The organism is Plantactinospora sp. BB1, assembly GCF_003030385.1.
In the GTDB taxonomy this organism is placed as follows: Bacteria; Actinomycetota; Actinomycetes; order Mycobacteriales; family Micromonosporaceae; genus Plantactinospora.
In genome coordinates, this window is sequence record NZ_CP028159.1 from 5,861,505 (window position 1) to 5,886,167 (window position 24,663).

At 71.9% G+C, this 24,663-nt stretch carries 22 protein-coding genes; 10 read left to right on the forward strand and 12 right to left on the reverse strand.

What is annotated here, in order from left to right:
• The first annotated feature begins 19 nt into the window (after positions 1 to 19).
• Positions 20 to 430, forward strand: coding sequence for a hypothetical protein (locus tag C6W10_RS25615; RefSeq protein WP_199853746.1), 411 nt, complete (start codon positions 20 to 22; stop codon positions 428 to 430).
• Positions 431 to 629: 199 nt separating this feature from the next.
• Here C6W10_RS25615 and C6W10_RS25620 read toward each other — a convergent pair whose 3' ends face one another.
• A complete protein-coding gene (locus C6W10_RS25620) occupies positions 630 to 1,388 on the reverse strand; it encodes a glycoside hydrolase family 11 protein (RefSeq protein ID WP_199853747.1) in 759 nt (252 codons plus the stop codon).
• Between the two features lie 356 nt (positions 1,389 to 1,744).
• Between C6W10_RS25620 and C6W10_RS25625 the strand changes: the two genes are divergently transcribed.
• The 4 genes from C6W10_RS25625 to C6W10_RS25640 all read left to right on the forward strand — a co-directional run bounded on the left by C6W10_RS25625 (position 1,745) and on the right by C6W10_RS25640 (position 5,356).
• Positions 1,745 to 2,104 (forward strand): hypothetical protein, encoded by a 360-nt coding sequence (locus C6W10_RS25625; RefSeq protein WP_107261177.1) that lies wholly within the window; start codon positions 1,745 to 1,747, stop codon positions 2,102 to 2,104.
• A gap of 150 nt (positions 2,105 to 2,254) precedes the next feature.
• Positions 2,255 to 2,794 carry a PadR family transcriptional regulator gene (locus C6W10_RS25630; protein ID WP_107261179.1) on the forward strand — a complete coding sequence of 180 codons (540 nt, stop codon included), beginning with the start codon at positions 2,255 to 2,257 and terminating at the stop codon, positions 2,792 to 2,794.
• On the forward strand, positions 2,791 to 3,591 hold the full coding sequence (locus tag C6W10_RS25635) for an ABC transporter ATP-binding protein (RefSeq protein WP_107261181.1): 801 nt from the start codon (positions 2,791 to 2,793) through the stop codon (positions 3,589 to 3,591). The genes C6W10_RS25630 and C6W10_RS25635 overlap by 4 nt, the downstream gene beginning before the upstream one ends.
• A 1-nt stretch (position 3,592) precedes the next feature.
• Positions 3,593 to 5,356: an FtsX-like permease family protein gene (locus C6W10_RS25640; protein ID WP_107261182.1), complete on the forward strand. Its 1,764-nt coding sequence runs from the start codon at positions 3,593 to 3,595 to the stop codon at positions 5,354 to 5,356.
• Between the two features lie 28 nt (positions 5,357 to 5,384).
• Here the strand turns inward: C6W10_RS25640 and C6W10_RS25645 are convergent, their stop codons facing one another.
• From C6W10_RS25645 to C6W10_RS25675, 7 genes are all read right to left on the reverse strand, one after another.
• On the reverse strand, positions 5,385 to 5,846 hold the full coding sequence (locus C6W10_RS25645) for a hypothetical protein (protein WP_107261183.1): 462 nt from the start codon (positions 5,844 to 5,846) through the stop codon (positions 5,385 to 5,387).
• A gap of 22 nt (positions 5,847 to 5,868) precedes the next feature.
• The gene (locus tag C6W10_RS25650; protein WP_234361427.1) at positions 5,869 to 6,846 is read right to left on the reverse strand and encodes an arginase family protein; all 978 of its coding nucleotides are present in this window, start codon (positions 6,844 to 6,846) and stop codon (positions 5,869 to 5,871) included.
• A gap of 113 nt (positions 6,847 to 6,959) precedes the next feature.
• Positions 6,960 to 7,880, reverse strand: a complete 921-nt coding sequence (locus C6W10_RS25655; RefSeq protein WP_159104742.1) for a hypothetical protein — start codon at positions 7,878 to 7,880, stop codon at positions 6,960 to 6,962.
• 122 nt (positions 7,881 to 8,002) lie between these two features.
• Complete coding sequence (locus tag C6W10_RS25660; protein WP_107261189.1) at positions 8,003 to 8,503, reverse strand: SigE family RNA polymerase sigma factor; 501 nt, start codon at positions 8,501 to 8,503, stop codon at positions 8,003 to 8,005.
• 262 nt (positions 8,504 to 8,765) lie between these two features.
• Positions 8,766 to 9,227, reverse strand: a complete 462-nt coding sequence (locus tag C6W10_RS25665; protein ID WP_107264286.1) for a tetratricopeptide repeat protein — start codon at positions 9,225 to 9,227, stop codon at positions 8,766 to 8,768.
• 151 nt (positions 9,228 to 9,378) lie between these two features.
• The gene (locus C6W10_RS25670) at positions 9,379 to 10,314 is read right to left on the reverse strand and encodes an NADP-dependent oxidoreductase (RefSeq protein ID WP_107261191.1); all 936 of its coding nucleotides are present in this window, start codon (positions 10,312 to 10,314) and stop codon (positions 9,379 to 9,381) included.
• 123 nt (positions 10,315 to 10,437) lie between these two features.
• Positions 10,438 to 11,076 carry an HD domain-containing protein gene (locus C6W10_RS25675; RefSeq protein WP_107261193.1) on the reverse strand — a complete coding sequence of 213 codons (639 nt, stop codon included), beginning with the start codon at positions 11,074 to 11,076 and terminating at the stop codon, positions 10,438 to 10,440.
• Positions 11,077 to 11,546: 470 nt separating this feature from the next.
• Here C6W10_RS25675 and C6W10_RS25680 point away from each other — a divergent pair, with 470 nt between their 5' ends.
• From C6W10_RS25680 to C6W10_RS25690, 3 genes are all read left to right on the forward strand, one after another.
• A complete protein-coding gene (locus tag C6W10_RS25680) occupies positions 11,547 to 12,524 on the forward strand; it encodes a GlxA family transcriptional regulator (RefSeq protein WP_107261195.1) in 978 nt (325 codons plus the stop codon).
• 122 nt (positions 12,525 to 12,646) lie between these two features.
• Complete coding sequence (locus C6W10_RS25685; protein ID WP_107261197.1) at positions 12,647 to 15,367, forward strand: glycoside hydrolase family 3 C-terminal domain-containing protein; 2,721 nt, start codon at positions 12,647 to 12,649, stop codon at positions 15,365 to 15,367.
• A 154-nt stretch (positions 15,368 to 15,521) separates the two neighbouring features.
• Positions 15,522 to 16,181 carry an SRPBCC family protein gene (locus C6W10_RS25690; protein ID WP_107261199.1) on the forward strand — a complete coding sequence of 220 codons (660 nt, stop codon included), beginning with the start codon at positions 15,522 to 15,524 and terminating at the stop codon, positions 16,179 to 16,181.
• Positions 16,182 to 16,202: 21 nt separating this feature from the next.
• On the opposite strand, the gene C6W10_RS25695 is transcribed toward C6W10_RS25690, so the two are convergent.
• Both C6W10_RS25695 and C6W10_RS25700 read right to left on the reverse strand, forming a co-directional pair.
• On the reverse strand, positions 16,203 to 16,943 hold the full coding sequence (locus C6W10_RS25695; protein ID WP_107261201.1) for an SDR family oxidoreductase: 741 nt from the start codon (positions 16,941 to 16,943) through the stop codon (positions 16,203 to 16,205).
• Positions 16,944 to 17,059: 116 nt separating this feature from the next.
• Positions 17,060 to 19,666: a tetratricopeptide repeat protein gene (locus C6W10_RS25700; RefSeq protein ID WP_107261203.1), complete on the reverse strand. Its 2,607-nt coding sequence runs from the start codon at positions 19,664 to 19,666 to the stop codon at positions 17,060 to 17,062.
• A 283-nt stretch (positions 19,667 to 19,949) separates the two neighbouring features.
• On the opposite strand from C6W10_RS25700, the gene C6W10_RS25705 reads away from it, so the two are divergent.
• On the forward strand, positions 19,950 to 21,671 hold the full coding sequence (locus tag C6W10_RS25705) for a S8 family peptidase (RefSeq protein ID WP_107261204.1): 1,722 nt from the start codon (positions 19,950 to 19,952) through the stop codon (positions 21,669 to 21,671).
• A gap of 170 nt (positions 21,672 to 21,841) precedes the next feature.
• Here C6W10_RS25705 and C6W10_RS25710 read toward each other — a convergent pair whose 3' ends face one another.
• Together C6W10_RS25710 and C6W10_RS25715 are read right to left on the reverse strand one after the other, a co-directional pair.
• Positions 21,842 to 22,717 carry a hypothetical protein gene (locus C6W10_RS25710; protein WP_159104743.1) on the reverse strand — a complete coding sequence of 292 codons (876 nt, stop codon included), beginning with the start codon at positions 22,715 to 22,717 and terminating at the stop codon, positions 21,842 to 21,844.
• Entirely contained in the window at positions 22,717 to 23,496 is a 780-nt protein-coding gene (locus tag C6W10_RS25715; RefSeq protein ID WP_159104744.1) for a hypothetical protein, read from the reverse strand. Before C6W10_RS25715 ends, C6W10_RS25710 begins: the two co-directional genes overlap by 1 nt.
• 340 nt (positions 23,497 to 23,836) lie before the next feature.
• On the opposite strand from C6W10_RS25715, the gene C6W10_RS25720 reads away from it, so the two are divergent.
• A complete protein-coding gene (locus C6W10_RS25720) occupies positions 23,837 to 24,601 on the forward strand; it encodes a hypothetical protein (protein ID WP_107261210.1) in 765 nt (254 codons plus the stop codon).
• Positions 24,602 to 24,663: the final 62 nt, after the last annotated feature.

Sequence of the window (24,663 nt, forward strand, 5' to 3'; positions counted from 1 at the left end):
CCGAGACTACGGGGATGGCATGACGCACCAGCACCGCACGTTCCACAATCCTCCACCGGCACGGCCGGCCGACGTCCGGACCGCTCTCGATCGCGGAGACCTCGCGGGCGCCCTGGACGCCATGGTGGGATGCGCGTTGTACGGCGACGGCGACTGGAGGCAGTCGCAGCAGCTCTACCTGGCCCTGCTCGACCATGACGATCACCAGGTCCAGGCGCTCGCCGCCACCTGCCTCGGGCATCTCGCGAGGGTTCACCGTCGACTCGACGAGGATCGTGTCGTCGTCGCGTTGCGCCAGGCGCGCCGAAGGCCGCACGTCCGAGGGACCGCGACCGACGCGCTGGAGGACATCGAGTTGTTCCTGCACCCTCGGCGGGCACGCTGGCGTGGGCGGCTGTGGCGACTCGTCCGCCCCTGGACCTGGTTCTGACGCCCTCGGGGCGAACCGATTGACGGTTCAGCCGGCCAGACCGATTGACGGTTCAGCCGGCCAGACCGATTGACGGTTCAGCCGGCCAGACCGATTGGCGGTTCAGCCGGCCAGACCGATTGGCGGTTCAGCGGCCAGAGCGGCGGGCGGACGGGGGCGCGGCGGGCGTCCGGCAACGTCGGGTCGTGCCCGCACCTGCTCACGGGGTCGACGGCGGGCCGGTGGTGCACCGGGGCGGCCGGGTGGCGGCGCCCTCCACCGTGATGTCGGACCACCCGCTGCTCTGGTAGCCCTCGGTAGCCATGATCATGTAGCCCATGGTGCTGCCGAGGTCCATGCCGACCCGGGCCCAGGCGTCGAAGTGCTCACCGGTGTTGATCGTCCCGCCGCTGCGCTTCTGCTGCCGGACGCTGAAGTACTGGTGGTACGGCATGCTGCCCGGAGTACCGATCCGCTGTACCCGATAGATGTCGTACGTGCCGTCGGCGCTGACGACGGCGCCCATCCGGGTACCGGTCGGCCGGTAGCTGCCCCAGTTCTCCAGGATGTAGTACTCGATGTACGGCTCTCTGGTGAAGCCGAGGAGCGCCAGGTAGGAATCGCCACCCGGGTGGAACGTGCCGCAGTAGTCGAAGGTCCGACGACCGCCGGTCGCCCAGCCCTTGCCGCCGAACCAGTTGTCCACGCCGCTCCAGAGGGCGCTGTAGTGACCATGCGGGCCCAGGGTCAGGGCGGCGTCGCCGGTGTCCTGCCAGAAGGCGTAGAAGTAACCGTCGTGGGTGCCGGTCTGGTTGATGGTGATGACCGGGCGGCTCAGGGTCGTGTGGGCGTGGGCGTGGGCGTCGGTGACCGTCATCGTCGCGGCGGCCAGCAGTACCGTGCCGCAGGCGGCGCCGACCAGCATCCTGATCCGGCCCCGCCGGCCGCTCGTCGAGCCGGCGCCGGGTGTCTTCCGCATGCCCGCACCTCCTGGGGATAGTCCGGTTCCTGGGGATAGTCCGGTTCCTGGGGGTGGTCCGGTGCTGCGTCCGACCGTTCGACGCCGCGCACCGGCATCGCGCGAACGTCCACCACGGGCACTCCACAATAATATCGACATCTATCAATGCCGTTGTCTCAAGTGTCGGGCGAACTCCGGCGACCTGTCAACGGGCCACGAAGCCGGCAGGCAGCACCAGCCCGGCCGGGGTGACGCCTTCCGGCGACGTGGCCGTGTTTGATGGACCGGTGTCCGGGCGGACCGCCGCGCCGCCGACAGGCTGTGGCCGCCGACAGGCTCCGCCAAGGAGCAGGCTGTGCCAAGGAGGAGGACCGATGGCATCGGAACGAGTACTCGTGATCGGCCTCGACCCCGCCAGGATCCCGGGCTGGGATCCGGAGCCGGTCGTGGCGGCGATGGAGCGCGGTGCGGCCCGGTTCGGCGAGTACGGGATCGAAGCGGACTACTGCCTGGTGGTACCCGACGACGACGTCGAAGGAACGATCGTCGAGGCACTGACCCGCAGGGAGTACGCCTGCGTGGTGGTCGGTGGCGGCATCCGCAAGCACGAGCCGTTTCTCGAACTCTTCGAGAGGGTGGTCAACCTGGTGCGGCAGCACGCTCCAGGCGCGGCCATCGCCTTCAACAGAAGCCCCGAGGACACCGCCGACGCCGCACTCCGCTGGCTGCGGTAGTCCGGACGATCGCAACGGCCGACACGTCAGCACGAACACGGCGATGCAGGGGACGCCGCCCGCCCGGTCTCGTCCCGACCCGGCGGACTTGACAGTCCTATAGCTACCGGTTATCTAATAGCGGTCTGTCGGTCGAAGGGGTGTGCCTGGGTGCAGGACGTGGTGCTGGCCATGCTGGCGAAGGAGCCGGCGTACGGGTACGACCTGCGCGGCCGACTCCGTGACGCGCTCGGCCCGGTCGGCGACGCGATGAACGCCGGACAGATCTACGTGGTCCTGGCCCGCCTGGCCAAGGCCGGACTGGTGACCTCGGAGCGGACCGAGGGTCTGCCGGACCGGCCCGACCGCCGGGTCTACGCGCTGACCCCGGCCGGACAGCAGCGGGTCGCCGGCTGGCTGGCCGAGGTGAGCTGGCCGAAGCCGGACCTCACGGAGTTCCACCTGAAGCTGGTGGCCGCCTCGGCGGGCCGGCTGGCCGACCCCGTGGCGTTGATCGACGCGCAGCGGCGGGAGCTGTTACGCCGGCTGCGCGACACCCAGCGCGCGGCGCTGGACCGGTCGGTGGATCCGGTCGCCGGAGTACTGCTGGAGGGCGTCGTGCTGCGGCTGCGGGCCGACCTGGAGTGGCTGGAGGCATGCGAGCGGATGTGGGCCGAGCGTGACCGGACTGGGCGGAAGGCGGAGGCATGACCGGATCGACGGCGTTGCGGGCACGCGGGCTGACCAAACGGTACGGCTGGAACAACGCCCTGGTGCGCGCGGTCGACGACGTCGACCTGGAGGTGCCCGCCGGGCAGACGCTGGCGGTGATGGGGCCGAGCGGCTGTGGCAAGTCGACCCTGCTGCACCTGCTCGGCGGGCTGCAACGCCCCACCGACGGAGAGGTGTGGCTGGCGGACCGCCGGATCGACACGATGAGCGAACGGGCCCTGGCCCGGCTGCGCCGGGACAGCCTCGGGTTCGTCTTCCAATCGTTCCACCTGATGGACGAGCTGACCGCGGTGGAGAACGTCGAGCTGGCCGCGCTGCTGGCCGGGCAGCCGCCCCGCCGGGCGCGCAGGCGGGCGTTGCACCTGCTCGACCGGATCGGGCTCGCCGACCGCGCCGGGCACCTGCCCTCGGCGCTCTCCGGCGGCCAGCGCCAGCGGGTCGCCATCGCCCGCGCCCTGAGCAACGAACCGCTGGTCGTACTCGCCGACGAACCCACCGGCAACCTGGACAGCGCCGCCACCCTGGAGGTGCTGCGGCTCTTCGAGGAGCTTCGCAGCACGGGACAGACGCTGGTGGTGGTCACCCACGACGCCCGGATCGCCGCGATCGCCGACCGGGTGATATCGATGCGCGACGGGGCGTTCGCCGACGACAGCCTGTTCGCCACCGCCACCGCCACCGCCACCGTCAGCACCAGCACCAGCGCCAGCACCGGCGCCAGCAGCGGCAGCGGCAGCGGCAGCGGCAGCGGCACGGTCTACGGCGGGTGGCGCTGAGGTGGTCGGCCGCCTGCTGCTCGTCTGCCGGCTGCTGGTCCGGGACCTGCGGCGGCGCCGGACCGAGACCCTCCTGCTCCTGGTCGCCATCACCGCCGCCACCGCCACGCTGACCCTCGGCCTCACCCTCACCGAGATCGCCGACCGGCCGTACGAGCAGACCCGGACCGCCACCGCCGGCCCCGACGTGATCGTCACACCCCGGACCACCGGCCAGGCCGCGTTGGACGAGCTGGCACCGATGACCAGCGCGGCCGGCGTCACCGACCACAGTGGCCCGTTCCCGATCGCGTACCTGACGATGACGGCCGGCGGCACGTCCGCGCACGCCGTCGTCGAGGGCCGGGACACCGCACCCGTGTCGGTCGACCGGCCCGCCGTGACCGACGGCACCTGGGTACGCCCCGGCGGTGTCGTCGTCGAGCGGGCCTTCGCCGACGCCCTCGGCATCCGCACCGGCGACACGGTCAGCGTCGACGGCCACCCGCTGCGGGTGACCGGCACGGCGGTCACCGCCGCGAGACCGACCTATCCGTACGCCGGGTGGCACTACCCGGGCAGCGTCCTGGTCGAGCGCGGCGGCCTGGTCTGGGTCGACCGCGGCGACCTGGCCACGCTCGCCGGCAACCGGCCGCTGTCGTACACCCTCAACCTCAGGCTCGCCGACCCGGCCGCCAGCACGGGGTACACCGTCGGCGACCAGCTCACCACCTGGCAGGCGATCGGCCACCTCAACGGTCGGCTGTACAGCGACGCGCAGCGGGCGCTGCTCGTCGGCAGTTGGCTGCTCAGCGGCCTTGCGCTGGCCGGCGTCGCCGGTATCGTCGCGGGCCGGATCATCGGGCAGCGCCGCCGGGTGGGACTACTCAAGGCCGTCGGCGCCGGACCGGCCATGATCGCCGCCGTGCACCTCGCCGAGTACCTCGTGATCGGGCTCGCCGCCGCCGCCACCGGCCTGGCCGCGGGCTGGTTCGCGGCGCCGGTGCTGATCCGGCCCAGCGCCGGGCTCATCGGCTCCGTCCACGCCCAGCCACCCGCGCTGCGCACGATGATCGCCGTCACGGCCCTCGCCGTCGTGATCGCGGTGGCGGCCACTCTGGTACCGGTGCTGCGCGCCGCCGCCACCGACACCGTGCACGCCCTGGCCGACGCCGCCACGCCGCCGCAGCGCCGACGGTGGCGCATCTGGCTGTCGCGGCGGCTGCCCACCGCCCTGCTGATCGGGGTACGCATCAACGCGCGCCGGCCGCGCCGGGCCCGGCTGGTCACCGTGAACACCCTGATCACCACGACCGCACTCGTCGCCATGCTCACGGTCAACGCCCGGGTGGTGCGCTTCGACCTCGGCTACACGGAGCTGGTCAATCCCCGCTGGGAACGGGGCGAACGGGCCACCCTCCTGCTCACCGTCGTACTCTGCGTACTCGCGCTCATCAACGCCGTGGTGAGTACCTGGACCGCGGTCCTCGACGCCCGACAGCCGCTGGCCGTCGCCCGGACGCTCGGTGCGACGCCCGCGCAGGCGGGTGTGGGCTTGGCGGTGGCACAACTGCTGCCCGCCGTACCCGGCGTCGCCGTGGGGATCCCGGCCGGCCTCGGGCTTGTGGTGTCCGTCAGCCTCGGCGAGGTCCAGTACCCGCCCGCTTCCTGGCTGCTCGGCGCCGCACTCGGGGTCCTGCTCGCCGTCGCCGCGCTCACCGCCATCCCCGCGATGACGGCCGCCCGGCGCCCGGTCGCGGAGAGTCTCCGGTCCGCACCGACCTGACGGGCGTAGACGGCGTCACCGACGACGATCAGTACAGCGGGGAGAAGTCCGGTCCGTCGGCCGTCGTCACCACCTCCCACCCGAAGGCGGCCAGGGTGATGTCCTGCCGGGCGCCGAACCTGCGCAACAGTCCGGCGACGTGGCCGTCGGGCAGGTCGTCCGCGACCGCCGCGAACTCCGTGGCCGGGGAGGCCCCGAGCTGCTGGGCCACGACCCACGGCAGGGCCAGGCCGACCATGACGTCCCGGTCGTCGTCGTCCCGCAGGCAACGGCCGAGTCCCGTCGCCAGCAGGGACCGTCGGAGCAGCGCCACCGACCGCTCCCGCAACGCGATCGTCGCGAGGCGGACACCGTATCGGCCGAGGGCCAGCGCGGTGGAGGGATCGAGGGAGGCGAGGAACCCCGGGTCGACGGGGCGGGGTGCCCGGGCCAGGACGGCCTGGGCAACCGCGTCGCGGTCGCCCGGAATTCTCGCCAGGTTCGGCTTCATGGCCACAGGGTGGGCACCCTGGTCAAGCCGCACCCTCCAGCCGCTCGGCAGCGTCGCCGTCCAGCACGGCGGCCAGTGTCGCGATCAGGCCGGCAAGGCCGTCGCGGTCGTCGTTGCCGTCGCGATCGTCGTTACCGTCGCGGTCGGCGCTGCCGTCGTGGTCAGCGTTGCCGTCGTGGTCGTCGTTACCGTCGCGGTCGGCGCTGCCGTCGCGGTCCGCGTTGCCATCGTCGTGTGGTTCGTACTCGGCGAGGCACACTCCGGCGACGGTGAACCGCGCGGCGAGGCCGCGCACGGCGCTGTCGAGCTGTTGGAAGGTCAGCCCACCCGGCTCGGGCGTGCCGACGGCGTCGAACACCTCCGGGTCCAGCACGTCGAGGTCGATGTGCAGGTAGACGGCCTCGGCACCGGTGGCGGCGACCTCGTCGATCAGGACGGCCGGGTCGGCCAGCCGTGCCGCCGCGACGTGTCGGATCCGGTGCTCGGCCACGAACTCCCGTTCGCCGGGATCGAGCGCGCGTACGCCGGCCAGCACGACCTGGCTCGGCCGCAACGCCCTGGTCGGGGCTAGCTCGTGCGGGCCGTCGCCGAGCAGGGTCCGCAGAATCATGCCGTGGAACGCGCCGGACGGTGAGGAGGCCGGGCTGTTCAGGTCGCCGTGTGCGTCGAACCAGACCACGGCGAGCCCGTCGCCGTACGCGGCCACGGCCGCCTCGATCGGGGCGAGGTCGACAGCGCAGTCCCCACCGACGGTCACGACCCCTCGCCCGTGCGCCAGGGCGTCGGCGTGGGCGGCGCGTACCGCGTCCAGGTTCGCCGAGAGCGTGTCGAGGGCGGCGACGCGGTCCCGGAGCCCGGCCGGTCGGCCGTCCGCGTCGACCCGGATCCGTTGCCCGGCGGGAAAGAACCCGGCCAGCACGGACGCGCCGTGCCGCAACCGGTACGCGCCAGGTGAACCCGATCCCTGCCATTGCGGTACTTCCAGGACGGTGACCGTCAACGTTCCCACCCCTCTCTCGACATGCTTCCTCCATGGTGCTCCGGCTTTCTCCCATGGTGCTCCGGGGACCAGCCAACGGCCGGTCCCCGGAGTGTCGGCGGAGTGTCGGCGGACTAGGACCAGGTCAGCCCGGCCACGAAAGCCTCGACCTCCTCCCGGGTGAAACTTCCGGTGATGAGCACCAGGACATTGCGACCGCCGGGAAGGTCGACGGTGAGGATGTCACCCGACACGCCCTGGACATCCCCGGTTCGCCAGTTCGCGGGATGACCCGCCACCTCGGCGTTCGGGGTTTCCCGGGACGGCTCCCCGCCACGGTCCCGGGTGTCCAGTGTGGAGCCGTCGGCCCGGCGGTAGACCAGCCGACCGCCACTGGCCACGCCCTCGTCGGTCACGTTCGTGTCGCAGCGCGACAACGCCGCCGCAGGTGGCGGGGCAGGGGACGCGAACCGCACCGCGCAGGAACTGACCCGGTCGAACCGGAGCCCGGCGGCCACGGCGGCGAGCACCTCCTCGGTGGTCCCGTTGATGCCCCGGGCCGCGACCGAGACGCCGGGCACAGGTTCCCAGACGATCAACCGCTGCCTCGCGGCGACGTAGACCTCGGCCGGCTTGCCGTTGACGGTGACCCCACCCTGCCGGGTGAAGCCACGCTTCTGTTCGAGCGCCCAGGGACCGGCCCAGAAGTCCACCGCGATCGGGCTGCCGAGGCTGAGGTACTCCGAGCCGGCCGTACTGGCCCAGCCGGTGGCCGGGGCAGGGCCGCCGACCGATGACTCCGGCTGGAGGGCGGCCAGCACGGCGGGCTCGACCTCGACCGAGAGGTGCAGGAGCGTCGGATCGCTGCCGAGCACGCCCGGGTCCTCCAGAACCGTCGGTCTGCCCGCTACGGAGGGTGGCATCGGCACCCCTGCCAGCCCCTGCCCGTCCACCCCGGTCCCGCCGACGATCTCACCGGGCTGACCCGATGTCGGCCAGGCCAGCACCGAGCCACCGACCCCGACGCCGAGTACGGCCAGCACGGCGGATGCCACCGCCAGACGGCGATACCGACGCAGCACACGGCCCCGGCTCGTCGACCGGCTCAGGAGGGACCCGACATCCACCAGACCGTCGGCCTGGACGGTCATGCTCCGACGCAGTTCGTCATCCATGCTCATCGTGTCCCTCCGAACTCGTTGGCCAACTCCCGCGCCCTCAGGTCACGGAGCTTGGCGAGTGCCCGCATCGCGTGGGTACGGACCGTGGGAAGGGAGCAGTCGAGAATCTCCGCGATCGCGCTGTCGTCAAGATCCTCGTAGTACCGCAGTACCAGTACGGCCCGTTGCCGATAGGGCAGGGTCAAGACCATCTGCCACAGGTGATCCCGCTCGACCACCATGGAATCCTCACCACCGACCACCTCCGCACGGGTCGGGGCGGCGTACGGCAGCTCCCGGTTCCTGCCCAGCCGCCACCACGACCGGTTCGCGTTGACCAGCATCTGTCGTACGTACGCCTCCGGGCGGCCGGTCGCGGAAATCCGCCGCCAGCGGACGTACGCCCGGGCCAGGACATCCTGGACCAGGTCCTCGGCCCGATGCCGATCACCGGAGAGCAGCCGGGCAAGCCGGACCAGGCTGGCACCTCTCGTCGTCACGAACTCCTCGAACGTCACACGGGGCCTCCTCAATCGTTCGCGTCACCGGAAGCAACGCGGCGGACCCGCCGGTGTGTTGACACCGACCACGGAGACGACCGGCCGGCGCCGGGACGTGCCGGCCCGCGCCGGAGCCCCGTCCGGAATCGCATACGCCGGATCACCATCTCGCAGCCGGACGGGTTCACCCGCCCGGCTGCGGTCGGTGGTCCAGCGGGGTCGATGGTGGCGAGCAGCGGTCCGGCCGCTCCGGGACGGACCGCCCGTCGGCAGTGCGCGGCTACGCGGCGGAGAGCTGCTGGGCCAGCCGCTCCATTCCGTCCTTGATCAGCCGCCCGTACTCGTCGTCGCCGAGCGCGCCGATCCCCGCCCGCGCATGCTCAAGGTGCTCGCGGGCCCGGTCGAGATCGCCGAGCCTGCGGTAGCACTCACCGAGGTTGAGGTGCAACGACGGATACAGGCCGGCCACCGGCAGCGGCACCCCCGCCGCCGTCACCCGGTCCTCGGTGAGCAGGTCGGCCGCTGCCAGCGCGCGCTGGTCCCAGACCAACTCCTGCCGGACGTCGTCCTGGACATCGGCCATCGAGTGGGCGAGGACGCAGACGTGCAGTGGATCGCCTTGTTCCCCACCGATCTCGTCCCAGATCTGCGCGAACAGGTCGCGGGCCGCCTCGCGCTGGCCCTGATGGTGATGCAACGCCACCGCTTCGCCGATCCGGACGAGGGTCGCATCGCTGATCATCGGCACTCCCGGATGGCTCGTCCCGCGACGGTGGCATGGATCGTACTTGCCCCCGATCGTCCGCGGCACAGCCCGCACTGCGTGGCGTTCCGGTCCTACCCGTACGGCTCCCCGGCGATGCTCAGGTCGACCACGACGGCCGTACCGGTGCTCAGTGCTGCGCTTCCTGTTCCTCCGCGACCCGGATGATCGTCTTGCCCGGCGTACGGCGGTGGCGGGCGAAGGCGGACGCCGTCTCGGAGAGCGGCCGCACGGCACCGACGATGGGGTTGAGCCGTCCGGCCCGGAGGCGCTGGGCGAGATCGACCAGTTGGGCGCGATCGGGTTCGACGACGAAGAAGATCGCTCGCCCGTCCCTGGGCTGCACGGTCGGCGGCATGGCGACACTGACGACGACGCCGCCCGGGCGGACCAGTGCGGTCGATCGCTGGAGAATCTCGCCGCCGATGACGTCGAACACCACGTCCACCTCGCCGGCCTGCCGAAGGTCGTCGGCGTCCAGGTCGAGGAAGGTCTGCGCGCCGAGGCCGAGCGCGACCTCACGATCGTCGGCTCGACCGGTACCGACGACGTGCGCGCCCACCTCCCGGGCGAGTTGCACGGCGATCGAGCCGACGCCACCCGCAGCGCCGTGGATGAGGACGGTCTGTCCCGTCCTGAGCTGTCCGTGCTCGAAGAGTCCCTGCCAGGCGGTCAGTCCGGAGATGGGCAGCGCGGCGGCGACGGTGTGGTCGATGTCGGCCGCGAGCGGGGCGAGGTTGCGCGCCTCCACCGCGACGTACTCGGCCAGCGATCCGTTCCGGGCCCAGTCGGTCAGCCCGAAAACCCGCTGGCCCACGCTGAGGCCGGTGGTCCCGTAGCCGAGTTCGACCACCGTTCCGGAGAGTTCGTGCCCGGGGATGCTCGGCGTCCGGTCGCGGCCGGCCCGATCGGTCCAGGTCGCCGGCCAGTCGAGTTCGCCGGGCGTGAAGCCGGCGGCGTGTACCCGCACGATGACGTCGTTCTCCGCGGCGTGCGGGTAGGGCATGTCGGTCAGGGTGAGGCCGCTGACACCCGCGTCACGGTCTCGTACGGTGATCGCTCGCATCCTCGAATCCTTTCAAGAACATTCTTCGGTACGGGCCGGTTCTGCCGGACTCGCAGGAGGGTCCGCTCGTGGCACGGTGGCGGCTCCGCCTGCCCCAGGCTCGCGTTTCGGGTACTGCCCGGGTCAGCTCGGCCAGGCCGAGCCGAGGACGCGCTCGACCATTGTCGTGCGCTGGAAGCCGGGGACGAAGTGCTCGAGTACGTCGGAGTTCACGGTGCCGTTCGTGGTTTCGGGACGATACCTGAGCCCGTCGGCGTACGTGCGCAGGAACTCGTGCTTGAAATCCCCTCGCGGGTGTACGGCGAGGATTTCGTCCAGCTGATCGCGTGCTATTCCGTCCAGCCCGAACCCGAGAACGTCGGTCAGGACGCCGAATTGCGTGGTGGCGATCTCCGGGGACATCCGTTCGGGGATGCCCGGAGTGGTGTGCAGCGCGATCGCCGTCCAGACGGTCTCGGCGGCGGCCGCCGGGAATCCCCGTTCCAGGAGGAATTTGCGCGCATGGTCGGCGCCGTCGACCTCGAAGCGCTGCTCGACGTCGGAAAATGGGGTCAGCAGGCCGCTGTCGTGGAAAATGGCCGCCAGATAGAGCAGTTCCGGGTCCGGCATCACGCCGAGCCGGTCGGCGTGGATCAGGCTGAAGAGGAAGACCCGCCGGGAGTGGTGGTAGATGAGCGGGCTGGTCGTCTCCTGGATGCGCCTGGTCGCCTCGGCGACCGCCGCCGTCTCGGGAATCTCCAGTCCCGCGATTACCTCTGGCATGATCCTGGCCTTTCGGAACTGTGTGGGCTGTGCATTGTTCGGTCGACTTTCATGCTGCCCAACGAGCGGGCTGCGGCGCCGCCTCCGTCCAGCCAGAAAGCCCTTGTATCCGGACAGCTGAGATCCCGGCGGTCCACTCCGTCCGGGGACCACCCTCAACCCCTGCGGTCGCGGTCGAGCGCCTGCGGTGCCATTTCGCGACGTCCGTCACACCTGGTGGTGTGCCATGCCGGCTGTCGGGTTCGCCGCGTCGCGTCGAAACCGGACACCGATTGCGGTACGCGCATTTTGGAGGCTGATTCGCGAGGGCTCCGCGTCGGTTACCCCTCGCCACGGGATCTCCGCCGTCGCCGTTGACGGTGTGTTACCAATGAACCGTGCCAGTGCCTCCTGCGTCGCCGATCCGACGGCCGTCGGTGGCACCGGGGTCCGATCGGGTGTCGCCCGGTCCCGGCTCCGGAGATTCCGCAATGGTGAACTCCGGGCCGCACCTCGTCGCGGTTCTCGTCTACGACGGAGTGACGTTGCTGGACGTCGCTGGTCCCGCCGAGGTCTTCAAGGAGGCGAACCGGTTCGGTGCCGACTACCGGATCGTGCTGCTGTCGCCGACCGGTGCGGACGTCACGTCGAACCTCGGGGTCCGGATCGCGGTCGACGGCGCCGTCACCCCGGAGCCGGCCCTCGGCACGTTACTGGTGGCCGGGTCCGACCGCTATCCGCGGGTCCGGGTGCCCGGTGACCTGGCGGACGCCGCGCGGATACCGGCGGCGGTGGCCGGCCGGGTGGCGTCGGTCTGCACCGGGGCTTTCGTCCTGGCCGCGGCCGGTCTCCTCGACGGCAAGCGCGCGACCACGCACTGGCAGGTCACGGACGAACTCGCCACCCGATGTCCGACGTGCCGCGTCGAGCCGGACGCGATCTACGTCCGCGACGGCACCACGTACACGTCGGCGGGGGTGACGGCCGGGATCGACCTGGCCCTCGCGCTCGTCGAAGAGGACCACGGGCCCGGCCTGGCCCGCGACGTCGCCCGCGCCCTGGTGGTCTACATGCAACGTGCGGGCGGGCAGTCGCAGTTCTCGGCGCCGTTGCAGGGCCCACCGCCCCGCTCGCCGGCACTGCGCAAAATCACCGACCTGGTGACGGCGAACCCTCGCGGGGAACACTCGCTCAGCGAACTCGCGAAACACCTCAACGTGAGCACCCGGCAGCTCACCCGGCTCTTCCACGACGAGTTGTCCACCACACCGGCCCGCTACGTGGAGAGCATCCGGTTCGACATGGCCAGGGCACTGCTCGACCAGGGACACACCGCGACGCGGGCGGCGGCCCTCGCCGGCTTCCCGAGTTACGAGAGCATGCGACGGGTTTTCGCCAGAAAGCTGTCGATCAGCCCCGCCGCCTACCAGCGCCGGTTCAGCACGGCCCGCCGCGCCAACTCGGGTTAGCCCCGATCCGACACCATCGGCGGTACGCCGTCACCGCGCGATGCCCAAATACCTTGACGGTCATCGATATCCGTCCTACCTTCGCCCCGGGGTCCACCGGACCGGCGGAGGGGGATGGCGGGATGCGAGCGCGTGCCTGGACGGCGACGGCGGTCGCCGTCGTACTGGTCAGCGGCAGCGGATGTGCGACCGGGCCGGAGGCGGCGGTCCCCACCGGGACCAGCGGCGACGGCAGCGCCATCTACCTGGACCGGTCCTACTCGGCACGGGAACGGGCGGTCGACCTGGTCTCCCGGATGACCCTCGCCGAGAAGGCCGCCCAGATGGTCAGCAGCCAGTCCGCAGCGCTGCCCCGGCTCGGCATCGCCGCCTACGGCTGGTGGAACGAGGCCGGGCACGGGGTCGCCCGGGAGGGCACCCTGCACAACGCCAACCCGCCGATCCTGGTCAACACCACCTCGTACCCGGTCGACCTGTCCCTCGGCGCCACCTGGAACCCCGACCTGGTCCACCGGGAGGCCACCCTGATCTCGGACGAGGCCCGGGAGGTGGTCCGGGACAACCGGCTGGACCTGAACTTCTACTCCCCCACCGTCAACCTGGCCCGCGATCCGCGCTGGGGCCGCAACGACGAGGCGTTCAGCGAGGACCCGCTGCTCACCGCCGCCCTCGCCGCGCAGTTCGTGAACGGGATGGAGGGCAAGGACCGGTCCGGCCGGATGCTGCCGGAGAGCGGCGGATATCTGAAGACCAGCACCACGCTCAAGCACTACGCCGCCAACAACAGCGAGTTCGACCGGCTGCGCGGCACCGCGAACATGGACGACCGGACGCTGCGGGAGTATTACACCGCGCAGTTCCGGGAGGTGGTCGAGCGCAGCTCCCCGGCGTCCATCATGACCTCGTACAACCGGCTCAACGGGGTACCGACCTCGGCCAGCGGCTATCTGATGGACGAGCTGGCCCGGCAGACCTTCGGGTTCGACGGCTTCTTCACCTCGGACTGCGACTCGATCCGGGAGATCCAGCACGGCCACCGCTGGCAGCCGCCGGGCCACCCGGCCCCGCTGGACCACGTCGAACGGCACGCCTGGGCCAACGCGGCCGGTGAGGACCTGAACTGCCAGCAGGGCTACCACGACGAGTGGAGCTACGCCAACACCATCCCGGAGGCGATCGCCCGGGGCGTCGACACCCCCTACGGGCGCTACACCGAGGAGCACGTGGACGCCTCGCTGGTCCGGCTGCTGACCACCCGGATCCGGCTCGGCGAGTTCGACCGGCCCGAGGACGTACCGTGGGTGACCGCCGCCCGGTCCCGGGTCGCGCCGGGGACCTGGACCAACTCGGACGCCAACGGCGCGGTCACCCAGACCCCGGCCCGGCTGGCGACGGCCCGCGAGGTCGCCGCCGAGGGCATCGTGCTGCTGAAGAACCAGGCCCCGAAGACCCGGCCGACACGTGCCGGCCGGGCCGCGCTGCTGCCGCTGCGGGTACCGGCGTCCGGGCCGTACCGGGTGGCGGTGCTCGGCTACTACGCCAACCCGCCGACGATGTACCTCGGCGGCTACTCCAGCATCCAGGCCAGCGCCGGGCAGGCCAACGAGGTCAACGGTTACCAGGGGCTCAGGGCGGCGATCCAGCGGATCAACCCCGGCGCGGTCGTCGACCACCTGCCCGGGGTCACCCCGGGCAGCCTGGCCGAGGTGGACCCGGCCTCGGTGGCGGCCGTCGCCGACTACGACGCGGTGATCGTGTACGCCGGCACCGACGATCGGCACTCCCGGGAGGACGTCGACCGGTCGACACTGGCGCTGCCGGGCGCGCAGGCGTCCCTGATCAGCCAGGTGGCGGCCCGCAACCCGAACACCGTGGTCTATCTGGAGACCGTCGGCCAGGTCGACGTGGCCGGTTTCGAGGCGGCCGTGCCGGCGATCCTGTGGAGTTCGCACAACGGACAGCGCAAGGGCGAGGCGCTGGCCGACGTACTGCTCGGGGCCCGCAACCCGAGCGGGCACCTGCCGTTCACCTGGTACCGGGACGCCGGGCAGCTCCCGCCGATCGACGACTACGCGATCCGCGGCGGCGACGGGCGCCCCGGGCGGACGTACATGTACTTCGACGGCGAGGTGTCGTACCCGTTCGGCCACGGCCTCGGCTACAGCGGGTTCGGCTACTCGAAGCTGCGGGTGGACCGCCGGACGGCGCACGCCGACGACACCGTCCGGGTCGGCGTGAACGTCACCAACACCGGTCGGGTGCCGGGCGCCGAGGTGGTGCAGCTCTACGTCTCCACCCCGGGTGCCCCGGCCGGCCTGGAACGTCCGGCCAAGCGGCTGGCCGGCTTCGAGAAGGTCTCGCTGCGCCCGGGGCAGACCAGGCGGGTGGAGTTCCGGGTACCCGTCGCCGACCTCGCCTTCTTCGACGAGCGTGCCGGCCGGTACGTCGTCGACCCGGGGGCGTACGCGTTCCAGGTCGGACGCTCCAGTGCGGACGCCGACCGTCGGCTGCGGGCGGTGGTGAGCGTCCGAGGGGCGTTGCGCCCGGCGTTGTCGGTCGTCACCGCGACCGCGCCGACGCTGGTCTCCCCGGGCACCGTCCTCGCCCCGAAGCTGACGATCGGGATGACCGACGACACCCGGTACGGCCACCGCGCCGAGGGTGCCAGCGCGCCGCTGCCGGCCGGCGCGACCGTGCGGTACCGCAGCAACCGCCCGCGGGTGGTCTCGGTCGACCGGTCGGGCGGCATCCGGGCCGAGGCGACCGGGGTCGCCACGATCACCGCCACCGTCAGCTATCGCGGCGTCAGCCGGTCCACCGAGTTCGTCGTCGGGGTGCGATAGGCCCGAGGTTGCGGTAGGTCCAGGTGCGGTAGGCCGGGGTGCGGTAGGCCGGACCGGCGGCAGCCACGCCGATGTCGCACAGGGTTGCGCTTATATAAGTTTAGCCTGATACACTCCCACCCGTTCCGGCACTGAAGGCCAGCTTGAGGGAGTGATGGTGGACATCGTCGACGAGATCAACGCGACCCATCGGACGGTCGGTCGGGCCGCGACGCCGGTCGGCGAGGCCCGGACCGTCCTGCTGCGCAGGACCTACGACACGTCGATGGACGACCTCTGGGACGCGGTCACCAACCCCGAACGGCTGCCCCGGTGGTTCGCACCGGTCACCGGGGAGTTCAAGCTCGGCGGCCGTTACCAGGTCGAGGGAAACGCCGGCGGCGAGATCATCCGGTGTGAGCCGCCCCGCCTGTTCAGGCTGACCTGGGTCTTCGGCGAGCCGGCCGAGGACGGGTTCAGCGAGGTCGAGGTACGGCTCTCCCCCGGCGACGGCGCCGAGCGGGTCGTATTCGAACTCGAACACATCGCGGTGACCGACCCGGAGCGGTGGACCGAGTACGGTCCCGGCGCGGTCGGCGTCGGCTGGGACCTCGCCCTGCTCGGCCTCGGCCTCTACCTGGGCGGTCAGGCCATCACCGACCCCAACGCCTGGGGCGAGTCCCGGGAGGCCCGCGAGTTCATGACGCTGAGCAGCAACGCCTGGGGTGCGGCCAACGTGGCCGGCGGCGAGCACCCGGACGCGGTGGCGGCGATGGTCGCCAACACCACGCAGTTCTACGCCCCGGACCCGCCCGCCGGGCCGAGCGCCCCCTGAGGCAGCCCGCCGGCCGAGACGCTACGGTCCGGGCGGCCCCGACTGCGCGACGTCGGATTCCCCGACGAACTCGAAGTGGAACTCCCGGATGAAACAGTCCCGGGGCTGCCCCACCGCGAAGAGCACACACTCCACCACCGACCGGGCGGTGAGCGGGTCACCCGGCCCGCGCGGCCCGTCCGGCACGAAGTCCGGCGGATAGAGCGAGATCACCCGGATCCCCTCGGCGCGCAGCCGGTGCGACAGGATGCCGGCGAACCCGGCCTGGGCGTGCTTGGCGGCGTAGTACGCCGGATGCGCCGCCAGGCGGTGGTTGCCGACCTCGGCGGAGGCGGAGACGAGGTTGACGATGTCCGGCCGCTCCGAGGCGCGCAGCAGCGGCAGCAGGTGCCGGGTGAGCAGCACCGTACCGGTCGCGGCTCCGGCGATGGTGTCGACGATCTCGTCGTCGGAGGCGTCGCCGAGTTCCACCCCGGGCAGAAAGCCGGCACCGTTGTTGACCAGGACGTCGATCCGGTCGGTCCGCTCGGCCAGCGCCGCCGCGAAGCCGCGTACCGAATCGGGGTCGGCCAGGTCGCAGCGGAACGCCTCGGCGGTGCCGGCACCGTCCCGGGCGATCAGGTCCGCGGTGCGGCCGGCCGCCGCCGGATCCCGGGCCGAGACGACGACGTGCGCGCCGCGCTCGGCGAACGCCAGTGCCAGGGTACGGCCGGTGCCCCGGCCCGCACCGGTGACGACGACCCGCAGTCCGTTCGAGATCATGGCCCGAGTCCAGCACCTCAACCGGGCTTCAAGTCAACCCGTGACCGCCGTCGACCGATGCAGCCGCCGTCGACCGGTTCAGCCGCCGTCGACTGGTCCAGCCGCCGTCGACCGGTTCAGCCGTCCTCGTCGGAGAGCGCGGCGAGCGCGGTGCGGACGTGCTCGGCCTCCAGCGAGTCCAGCTCGGTGTAGCCGGTCAGCGCCTGTGCCAGGTGCCGCCGCGCCCGGGGCAGGTCACCGAGGTCCCGGTGGGCGTGTCCGAGGCCGGTGTGTGCCCGGGCCTGCGGCTCCCGGGCGCCGATCTCGGCGGCGATGCCGAGCGCCTCGGTGTGGTGGGCGACGGCGTCGGCGGGGCGGCCGGTGGCGCGGGCGGCCGCACCGAGACCGTTGAGCACCCAGGCCCGTACCTCCCGGTCGTCGATCTCGCGGCACAGCCCCAGCGCCTCGGTGAAGTACTCGACAGCCCGGTGCGGCTGCCCCAGGCTCAGGTGCACGCTGCCGAGGTTGTCCAGCGCGTTGGCCTGCCCCTGCCGGTGACCGAGCTGCCGGAACACGGCCAGCGCCCGCCCGAGGTGGTCGGCCGCCGACCGGTGCCGGTCCAGCCGCTGCTCGGCCAGCCCGAGATTGGTCAACGCCGTCGCCTCGCCGAGCCGGTTACCGGCCCGGTGGGCCAGTGCCGCGGCCCGGGCGAAGTGGCCGGCCGCGGCCTCGTAGCGGCCCTGCTGCGCGTCGACGGTGCCGAGGTTGCTCAGCACCAGCGCCTGCTGGACGTCGTCGCCGGTCGCCTCGGCGAGGTCCATCGCCCGCCGGAGGTAGCCGGCGGCCGGTTCGGGCCGTCCCCGGAGCCGTTCGAGGTTGCCGAGGACGGTCAACACCCGCGCCCGCTGGGTACGGTCACCGGCCCGCCGCGCCACCGCCAGCGCCCGCCGGAGATGGTCGACGGCCCGCTCGTACCGGCACAGGTGCAGGTGCGTCACGCCGAGGCCGAGCAGCGCGTGCGCCTGGCCGGACCGGTCACCGGTCGACTCGGCGGCCTGGTACGCCTGACCGTGGATGGTCAGCGCGTCCGCGTAGTGGCCGCCGTCGAGGTAGCGGTAGAGCAGGGCCGACAGCGCGACGGCGTGTCCGGGCCAACCGCCGGTGCCGCTCTGCGTGGCGACCGCCGCCAGGTTGGGCAGTTCGGTGTCGAGCCAGGCCCGGGCCGCCTCGGGGGTCGCCAGTGGCCGGCCCGGGTTGGCCGGCGCGTCGACCCGGGGCGCGGGACGCGGGTCGGTCAGGTCGAGCAGCTCGGTCGCGACCCGGACCGTACCGAGGTAGGCGTCGAAGAGCCGGCCCAGCGCGGCCCGCCGGTCGGCGTCGGACTCGTGGCTGGTGGCGAGCCGGACGGCGTAGGCGCGCAGCAGGTCGTGCATGCCGTACCGGCCGGTCGGGACGGGATGCAGCAGGTGGGCCCGGGCCAGCACCTCCAGGTCGGCGCGGGCCGCCGCCGGCTCGGTGCCGGTCAGCGCGGCGGTGGCGTACTCCTCGAAGTCCGCGCCCGGATGCAGGCCCAGCAGCCGGAACGTGCGGGCCACCGGCGGCGGCAGGTGTTGCACCGACCAGGAGAAGACGGCGGTGACGGCGGCCCGGGGGTCGCCGTCGGCGTCCATCAGCTCCAGCCGGCGCTGCCGGTCGGCCAGCTCGGCGGTCAGCTCGGCGAGGGTGGCGCCCGGATGCGCGGCGGCCCGCTCGGCGGCGACCCGCAACGCCAGCGGCAGCCGGGCGCAGAGGTTCGCCAGGCTGGCGACCGCCTCCGGCTCGGCCTCGGCCCGCGCCCCGACCAGGTGGCTCAGCAGCGCGACCGCGTCGGGCAGCGGCAGCAGGTCGAGGTCGACCCGGCGGGCGCCGTCCCGGGCCACCAGGCCGGCCAGCCGGTCCCGGCTGGTCACCACGACCGCGCAGGACGGGGTACCGGGCAGCAGCGGCCGGACCTGCTCGACGGTTGCCGCGTTGTCCAGCACGATCAGCATCCGCCGGCCCGCCAACTGGGTGCGGTAGCGGGCGGCCCGCTCCTCGACGTCGATCGGGATCTCCGCCCCGGTCACCCGCAACGAGGCCAGCAGCCGGGCCAGCGCGTCGGTGGGCGGCATCGGCTGCTCCGGGTCGTAGCCGCGCAGGTTGACGTAGAGCTGGCCGTCGGGGAAGCGGTCGGCCACCCGGTGCGCCCAGTGCACGGCCAGCGCGGTCTTGCCGACTCCGGCGGTACCGGAGACCGCCGAGATCACCACCGCGTTCGGTGCCGGGCCGGCGAGGATGGCGTCGAGGTGGGCCAACTGCTCGTCCCGGCCCATGAAGGCGAAGACGTCCGCCGGCAACTGCCGGGGTACCGACCGGTGGCCCGCCCTGGCGGTCCGGCGCGGGGCCCGGCGGTGCTGTTCGGCGACCCGGTCCCGGGCGGTGGCCAGCATCCCCTGCTCCACCGGGGTGGCGCCGAGGAGTCCGACCAGGACGTCGAACCGGTCGGTGGGCGGCAGGGTCCGGCCGGTCAAATACTCCGCCACCGCCGCCGTCGACCAGCCGGTCCGGGCGGCGAGTTCGCGGTAGGTGAGTTCGCCGTCCCGGCGCTGGCGTGCGTGCCGGCGGCGCAGTGCCCGCAGCACCGTGGCCAGGTCGGGCAGCGTCCGCACCCCGGACACGTCGAGTGGCGGCTGGTCGAAGACCGGCCCGGTCGAGCGGTGCGCCATCCTGCTGGGACCCCTCCGGTCTCCGCCAACGGACGAAGCCTAGACCGCGGTACGAACTGATCAACAGTTGTCTGTCGATTTCTGCCCCTGTACGGAATCCCGGCCCCGCCGCCCGTCGATCCGCCACCATCGCCGGGTACGCACCCGGTGCTGCCGGTCGGATCTCCCGGAGGTGTGGTGGCGACGCGACGACGATGTCGCACCCGACTCGCCGCCCCGGTCCCCCTCCGGTGCTCCGCCCCAGCGGCGGCCCGGACGGTGTTCCGCGGGAAGGAGACTGTCCATGTCAGACGATGTCGTTCGGCTGCCCGGCTCGGTTCGGAGCCGGCGGCCATGGCAGCGGTGGGGCGGTGTCACGGCCGCCGCCGTCCTCGCGCTGCTGGCCGGAAGCCTCGTCGCGCCCGGCGCGGCGGCCGGTGCCGCGCCCACCCGGCCGGGCGGACCCGCCCCGCTGCACGCCGCGACCGGCACGGCGGTCGCCGGAAGTTACGTCGTCGTGCTCAACGGGAAGCCGGGTTCGGCTGCCGCCGCGCGCGGCGGCAGCGCGGTGGCCCGGGCGACGGCGCTGGGCGGGACGGTGGAACACCGCTACCGCAGCGCGCTCAACGGCTTCTCCGCCAGGTTGACCCCGGCCCAGGTCGACGCGCTGCGCAACGACCCCGAGGTCTCCTACATCGCACCCGACCAGCAAATCAGCCACGAGGTCACGCAGACCCCGGTCACCTGGGGGCTGGACCGGGTCGATCAGCACCACCGGCCGCTGAACAACGTCTACGAGTACGCCCGGACCGGTGCCGGCGTGACCGTGTACGTCATCGACAGCGGCATCCGGGCCAGCCACGTCGAGTTCGGCGGGCGGGTGGCCGGCGGGTTCACCGCGATCAACGACGGCCACGGCACCAACGACTGCCACGGGCACGGCACACACGTCGCCGGTACGGTCGGCTCGGCCGCGTACGGGGTGGCCAAGGGGGTGCGGCTGGTGCCGGTACGCGTCTTCGGCTGCTCGCCGACCACCAGCACCTCGGCGGTGATCGCCGGGGTCGACTGGGTCACCGCCAACCGCACCGGCCCGTCGGTGGCGAACATGAGCCTGGGCGGGCCGCCGCAGCCGGCGCTGGACGCGGCGGTGAGCAACTCGATCGCGTCCGGCGTGACGTACGTCGTCGCCGCCGGCAACGACAGCGTCGACGCGTGCGGCCAGTCCCCGGCCGCCCTGCCGAACGTCGTCACCGTGGCCGCCAGCGACTCCGGGGACGCCCGGAGCTGGTTCTCCAACTTCGGCCAGTGCGTGGCGCTCTTCGCGCCCGGCTCGGACATCCTCTCCACCGGGATCGCCTCGGACGGCGCCGCCCTGGTGGCCAGCGGCACCTCGATGGCCAGCCCGCACGTGGCCGGCGCCGCGGCCCTCTATCTGGAGCGGAACCCGAACGCCCCGCCGGCCGAGGTCTCGGCGTGGCTCACCGGCACCGCCACCCCGAACGTGATCTCCGACGTCCGGGGCTCGCCGAACCTGCTCCTCTTCGCCAGCAGTCCCGGTACGCACTCGGCGATGACCTGGCGGGTCAAGGAACAGCGACCCGACAACGTGGTGCTGGTCGGCTCGGACGAGCAGACCAACCCCTACCAGGGGGACACCCCGGCCACCACCAGCCTGCCGATCCTGTGCCTGTCGCAGACCGACGCCCCGATCCCGGCCGGAATCACCCCGGACCAGTACAACGGCTGGTCCGGCGGTTCGGTGCAGCTCAGCGCGCCGGTGTCCGGCACCCGGCTGAGCAGTCCGGCCGAGGCGGACTGGATCTGCGCGTCGACCTTCGGCGCCGGCTGGCGGATGGCCGAGTTCCACGACGGGTACTACTTCGTCCGGCGGCCCTTCCCCGGGCTGCCGATCCCGCCGCTGCGGGCCCGCAGCGGATGGAACCTCTGGACGCACGGCACCCTGCCGACGAACATCCGGTTCTGGGTGCACATCAACGACCAGGCGGGGAACCCCTGGAACTGAGCGTGCCCGACCGCGACGACCGGCAACGACCGTACGGCCGCGACGGCGCACGGCGGATCCCCCGCCGTGCGCCGTCGTCAGCTCAGGACCGCGGCTGCTCGGTCAGGACCGAAGTTCCGTCAGGACCGAAGTTCCGTCAGGACCGAAGCTCGGTCAGGACCGCAGCTCGGTCAGGACCGCAGCTCGGTGAGGGCGGCGGCGAGCATTCCGGAGAGCGACCTTCCGGCGAGTTCCTCGCGCAGCGCCGGGTAGTGCGGATAGTGGTTCAACATCCGGCCGGGGTTGGCCGGATCGGGGTACCCGGCGAAGGCCCCCCAGCGCCACAACGCGTACTCGTGCCGGCTCGCCATCGGCCCGCCACCGTGTTCGACGCACTGGAAGTAGCCCGGGATGAAGAGTTCGGGGTAGACCTGCCACACCTCCTCCTCGTTCGGGATGGGCAGGAAGAACCGGTCGAAGTACTCGTGGCAGAACACCTGGAACGTGGCCTGCATCTTGGTGAAGGCCGCGATCAGGTACTGCTCCAGCTGCGCGGTCTGTAGGTTGCCCTGCGCCCGGGCCGCCAACGCGACCGGTCCTAGCGAGACGAGCAGCACCCCGAGGTCGCGCATCGCCGCGAAGTTGAAGTTCTGCCCGACCACGTCGTAGCGGACGTTGATGGCGGTGACGCAGGCGGTGGCGTCCTGGGCGAACCGCTGCTTGAGGCTCATCGAGAAGTCCTGGCTCTCGACGAACTCCAGCATGGCGTGCTCGGTGCAGCCCCGGACCTCGGCGACGGTCAGCGCGTCCATGTGGTCCTTGATCGCCTGCTCGGAGCGGCGGACCTCACTGATCATCAGCGTCACCGCCTGATCCAGGGTCAGCCCGCCGCTCTTCGAGTCGTTGTAGAAGGAGTACGCGGCATAGGCGAACTGTGCCACCTGGATGATCGTCCCCGGGTCCACCGCCTGCGCGGGACGCGGGGCGACCGGTACCGCCAGCCCGGTGGCCGCCACCGCGGCGACCAGTCCCCGGGTCGCCACCTTCCTCAGCCTGGCCCTCATCATCAGACTCCTCCGTCGGTCATCCGTTGCAGCGTGTCTCTGGCCAGCTCCCAGCTCGTACCGGCGCCGGCCGCGGCCTCGACCGTCGCCGTGGTCCACGGCCCCTCCCGCCACTCGCCGTTGACCTGGTAGTCCTGGAAGGTGCGCGGGCCGTGCGGGGTCGAGCACTCGTACACCACGTGATAGATCGACGGATGCCAGTCCATGTCGCCCTCCCGGGAGACACACCTCGGCTTGAGCCGGTCGACGATTGCCTGCATCGCCGCCCGGTAGTTCGGCATGTAGGTGGCCGTACCGAGCCCGGCGGCGATCCGCGCCTCCAGTCCGACGGAATAGAGCGAATAGATGGCGAAGCCGAGGTGATCGGCCTCGACCGGGGATTCGACGGCGTCGAAGACGCTCTTGGCCTGACGCGCGTGCAGGGCGACCTCCAGCGCGTAGTCCAGCAGCGCATCCTCGGTGAGCAGGGGCAGGGACGGGACCTCCAGGATCGCGTGCTCGGCCGCGCCGACCCACGGTGCCGCGGCGACCGCGTCCAGATGCGAGAGGATGGCGTCCTCGGCCTCGCCGACCGCCCCGACGAACTCCTGTAGCGCCTGGAAGAGCTGCTGCTCGGTCAGTTCGCCGGAACGGGCGTCCAGGAACAGACTGAAGGCGATCCGACCCACCTTCCGGATCTCGTCGATACCGACGGCCGCCTGTGCCGGCGTGGCCGTACCGGGCAGGGTCACCACCACCGCCAGCGCCGCCACGGCGATGCCGCGTAACAATCTGGCTCTCACCAAGGTTCTCCCTCCGCTGTGGCCGCGACCGGGGCCAGACCCGTCGATGCGGCACTGATTCCGGAGTCACCCTGCCAAGCACGACTGGACAACGACTGGACGCGACGCCGAAGAGACCGGTACCTCTCCGGTCGCCTTCCGGAGAACCACGTCGGACGTTCGGCCGGACGCCGATGACCGGACGATTCCGCTACGGTGTGCCGCACACTGATTCGTCGACCAGGACGGCACATTCTCTCCGCGTTCAGACCCAACCTGATCCGATCTTGATTGACGTCGATAGCATCGATGTCGCGGTGATCGCCGTGGTCCTGTCCTGCCGTTTCGTGGAGAGAGGAACATGGGGCGTATCAGGCTCCGCTTCGCTTCCGTCCGCTTCGCCCTCGGCGCCGCGCTGCTGTCGGTCAGCGCAGGGGTCGCCCGACTCGAAACCACCTCGTCCGCCGCGTCCTCGGCGCTCTTCGCGGCCGGCCTGATGACGCTGGCGACCGGGGTGGCCAGCATCGAGTCCCGGTCCGTCGTCGTGCACGACCGATGGGACTACGGGCGGATCCACAGGGCACTGGAAAAGGCGCCGGAGGATGCCGTCATCCGGATCCAGCAGACCTGGTTCCCCGAGGAGAACTTCGTCGCCGCACTCTGCAATCTCTACCTACAGCAGCACAAACGGTTCGCCCTGCGGGTACTGCTGATGGACCCGGGCGAGGAACGGGATCCGCCGCCGGACCTGCTCGCCGCGCGGGTACGGCTGCGTGGCATCTCGGCCACGGCGAGCGCGGAGAAGATCAGGTCCACGATGGCCGATCTGGTGCGGTTGAAGCAGATGGTGCACGACGACCAGAGCGGGCTGCCGGGATCAGGTCGACGGGCCGGTGAAGTCGATCTGGAGATCCGGCTCTACGATTTTCTGCCCTTCGGACCCATTTACCAGATCGGTGACGAGGTCATGTTCGTCGGCTTCTACGTGAACCACGGGACATCGTCGGCCGGGCCGATGCTGGAGATCAGGAACAGCGGCCGTACCGCCCTGTGGCGCCAGTTCGCGCAGAATTTCGACTACGGCTGGCGGGCCTCGCAGCCGCGGCGCCACCATCCGGCACCGTGAACCGGCCACGTTTCGGCGGCGTCGTCCGGTAGGTGGTTCCGGTTCCCGGGGATCGTGGCCGG